The organism is Atopobium sp. (assembly GCF_034113385.1).
Lineage (GTDB): Bacteria > Actinomycetota > Coriobacteriia > Coriobacteriales > Atopobiaceae > Atopobium.
This window is the reverse complement of record NZ_JAXEXL010000012.1, coordinates 1-2964: the sequence shown is the minus strand read 5'-3', so window position 1 is coordinate 2964 and position 2964 is coordinate 1. Positions and strand designations below refer to the sequence as shown.

4 protein-coding genes are annotated in these 2964 nt (G+C 48.0%); 2 read left to right on the top strand and 2 right to left on the bottom strand.

Annotation, left to right across the window (positions count from 1 at the left end; genetic code table 11):
- Positions 1-95: 95 nt before the first annotated feature.
- Positions 96-629 (top strand): tRNA adenosine(34) deaminase TadA, encoded by a 534-nt coding sequence (tadA, locus tag SPD80_RS03280; RefSeq protein WP_320828472.1) that lies wholly within the window; start codon positions 96-98, stop codon positions 627-629.
- Here tadA and yfcE read toward each other — a convergent pair.
- Together yfcE and SPD80_RS03270 are read right to left on the bottom strand one after the other, a co-directional pair.
- Positions 580-1137, bottom strand: a complete 558-nt coding sequence (yfcE, locus tag SPD80_RS03275) for a phosphodiesterase (RefSeq protein ID WP_320828471.1) — start codon at positions 1135-1137, stop codon at positions 580-582. The two genes, tadA and yfcE, sit on opposite strands and share 50 nt — an antisense overlap.
- A gap of 163 nt (positions 1138-1300) precedes the next feature.
- Entirely contained in the window at positions 1301-1489 is a 189-nt protein-coding gene (locus SPD80_RS03270) for a DUF362 domain-containing protein (RefSeq protein WP_320605955.1), read from the bottom strand.
- A 330-nt stretch (positions 1490-1819) separates the two neighbouring features.
- Here SPD80_RS03270 and SPD80_RS03265 point away from each other — a divergent pair.
- Positions 1820-2964: Hsp70 family protein (locus SPD80_RS03265; RefSeq protein ID WP_320828469.1), on the top strand; the 1145-nt coding region annotated here is incomplete at its 3' end.

Below are 2964 nucleotides of genomic sequence, written 5' to 3'. Positions count from 1 at the left end.
GCATTCAACCACTCTGCCATCCCTCCGTGGTTGTGTAGCCATTTTAGCGCATATGACGCTACCATAGAACCGTCAACTTTACCTAAAGGTGGTTTATGTCTATTTTGCACAACACTTCACAGAACTTCTCGCAAGATACTGCTTTCATGCGCCTGGCACTTGAAGAGGCTGCCTTAGCAGCTGCAGAAGGTGAAGTTCCTATTGGGGCGGTTGTTGTGTGTGAGGATAAGGTTGTGGCACGCGCGCACAATAGGCGTGAGCTTGACTTGGACCCGTCGGCACATGCGGAGTTTTCTGCCATGGTGGCTGCAAGTCAAACACTTGGTCGGTGGCGCTTGAGCGGTTGTACGGTATATGTAACCTTGGAACCGTGCATTATGTGCGCAGGGCTTATGGTTAATGCGCGCATAGACAGATGTGTGTACGGTGCAACCGATCCAAAAGGTGGCGCATTGGGCACTTTGTATGATATAAGCCATGATGCACGACTGAATCATGAGTTTGAGGTAACACCAGGTGTGCTGGCAGATGAAGCTGCCAATCTGCTACGGAGCTTCTTTAAGGCTCGTCGAGCTTCTTCTAAAGAAGAACGTGATAAAGCTCACCGTTCTCATATATGCCGTAACTAGCAGTTCCATCCTTAGGGATACTTACTGACCCAGGGTTAAACAGGATAATGCCAGCATGAGCCTCATCATCGTGGGCACTGACTTGCTGATGGACCTTTTTATGTGTGTGCCCATACATAAAGATGTCGCCAGGCTTAAGCGCGGGCCAGTGGTTTATGCTGTTGTGCAGCCCAGGACCCCAAATATGGCCATGGCTTAAAAAGATAGTTGTATTTGTTTGTGAATCTACTAAGGTGTTTGAGTCAGCCATGCAGGCAAAATCCAACACCATTTGATCAACCTCTGCCTCACAGTTTCCACGACAAGCAATAATGGTAGATGCGAGGGGGTTAAGAAGAGCAATTACCTGTTTAGGCGCATAATCACGGGGAAGATCATTTCTGGGGCCATGGTAGAGGATGTCTCCTAAAAGCACCAAGCGGTCGGGTTTCTCGGTAGCTACGGCATCAACGAGCTTTTGGCACCAGTATGCAGAGCCATGGATATCTGAGGCGATAAGTAATTTCATGCTAGCTCTCCCTACGTTGGTTTGTAGCTAGTATAGCCTGAAAAGGCAAAACTAAAAGAAAAGGGACCGCGAGGAACGGTCCCTAAGCTGTCTCTTGGTGAGAACGTCACGATTGTGAAGATAAAAGCATAAAGCCTGTAATAAGACCTAGTAAAGCTTAAAACTAGTCCTCTACAATCTCGGTGATAGCACCGGTGGGGCAAGCATCCAAGCAAGCGCCGCAAGCGATGCAAGAATCGGCATCCATGACCTCTGCGCACTCGTCACCAAGCTCAAGAACATCGCAAGGACAAGCGTCTACACAAGCGCCGCAGGATACGCACTCATCGGCAACAATAACTGGGTGAGACATGCTATTCTCCATTCCTTCTTTTTAAACTCGCTCGCGTGCATCCCTCTCCGAATGCAACTATGCGAGTGACTCCTCGGGGTTGAGAATAGCACCCGCGGGCCGTAAATCAAGTACAAAATGGATTCTTTTTTAAAGATGTTAGAAATTTCTACTAGAAGTTTTTGCAGGTAAACTAGTAGGAATTAGATAACTCATAAAAGTTTAAATATGAACAATTAAAAAATATACCAATAAGTCACTTAGATTTTGTATATTGATGCAAAGCATGGGTATCAATCAAAGCGTACAACAGTGTCAGCGTATGTGCTGGCGTATTTGGAAGGATATACTATGGGCAACAAAATTCTTGGTATCGACCTCGGTACTACTAACTCCGCAATGGCAGTCTTGGAGGGCGGCGAGCCTACCATTATTGTTAACGCAGAGGGAGACCGCACCACCCCCTCCGTGGTAAGCTTCCGCTCTGATGACCGCGTAGTGGGTAAGGCAGCAAAGAACAGTGCCGTTGCAAATCCCAAGAACACGGTTTTCTCGATCAAGCGTTTTATGGGTCGTCGCTTTGACGAGGTAAGCTCCGAGCTTAAGACGGTTCCTTATACCGTAAAGTCTGGTCAGGGCGGTCGTTCTGTTGTAGAGATTGACGGCGAGGATTTTACGCCAGAGCAAGTCTCTGCCATGATTCTTTCTAAGATGAAGGCAGATGCAGAGAAGTACTTGGGAGAGCCGGTAACTGATGCAGTTATTACGGTTCCTGCCTACTTTAATGATGCGCAGCGTCAGGCAACTAAGGATGCGGGCAAGATTGCTGGCCTTAATGTTCAGCGCATTGTTAACGAGCCTACGGCTGCTGCACTAGCATACGGTCTTGACAAGAAAGAATCTGAGCAGAAGGTTTTGGTATTTGACCTTGGTGGCGGCACGTTTGACGTGTCTTTGCTTGACCTTGCGGACGGTGTTGTAGAGGTTTTGGCCACTAATGGTGATAACCACCTTGGTGGTGATGACTGGGATCAGCGCATTATTGATTGGATGGCCGATAAGTTCCAGGCCGAGAATGGCATTGATTTGCGCAATGATCCTATGACGCTTCAGCGTCTTAAGGAGGCGGCAGAAAACGCCAAGAAGGAGCTGTCTGCATCCTCTCAGACCACCATCAACCTTCCTTTCATTGCCATGGATGCCAACGGTCCTAAGAACCTTATGTATGATTTGTCTCGTGCAGAGTTTGAGCGCATTTCTCGCGATTTGTTGGATCGTTGTAAGCAGCCAGTAACCAAGGCTTTGCATGATGCAAACGTTTCCATCTCTGAGGTAGATGAGGTTATCTTGGTTGGTGGCTCTAGCCGTATGCCAGCCGTCCAAAACTTGGTAAAGCAAATGACGGGCAAGCAGCCTAACATGTCTGTTAACCCAGATGAGGTAGTTGCAGATGGTGCAGCTGTTCAGGCTGGTGTTCTTACGGGTGATGTAGAGGG

Excerpts from the sequence above, each read along its gene's own strand:
- SPD80_RS03270 (WP_320605955.1), bottom strand. The coding sequence starts at position 1,489 with ATGTCTCACCCAGTTATTGTTGCCGATGAGTGCGTATCCTGCGGCGCT.
- yfcE (WP_320828471.1), bottom strand. The coding sequence starts at position 1,137 with ATGAAATTACTTATCGCCTCAGATATCCATGGCTCTGCATACTGGTGC.
- tadA (WP_320828472.1), top strand. The coding sequence starts at position 96 with ATGTCTATTTTGCACAACACTTCACAGAACTTCTCGCAAGATACTGCT.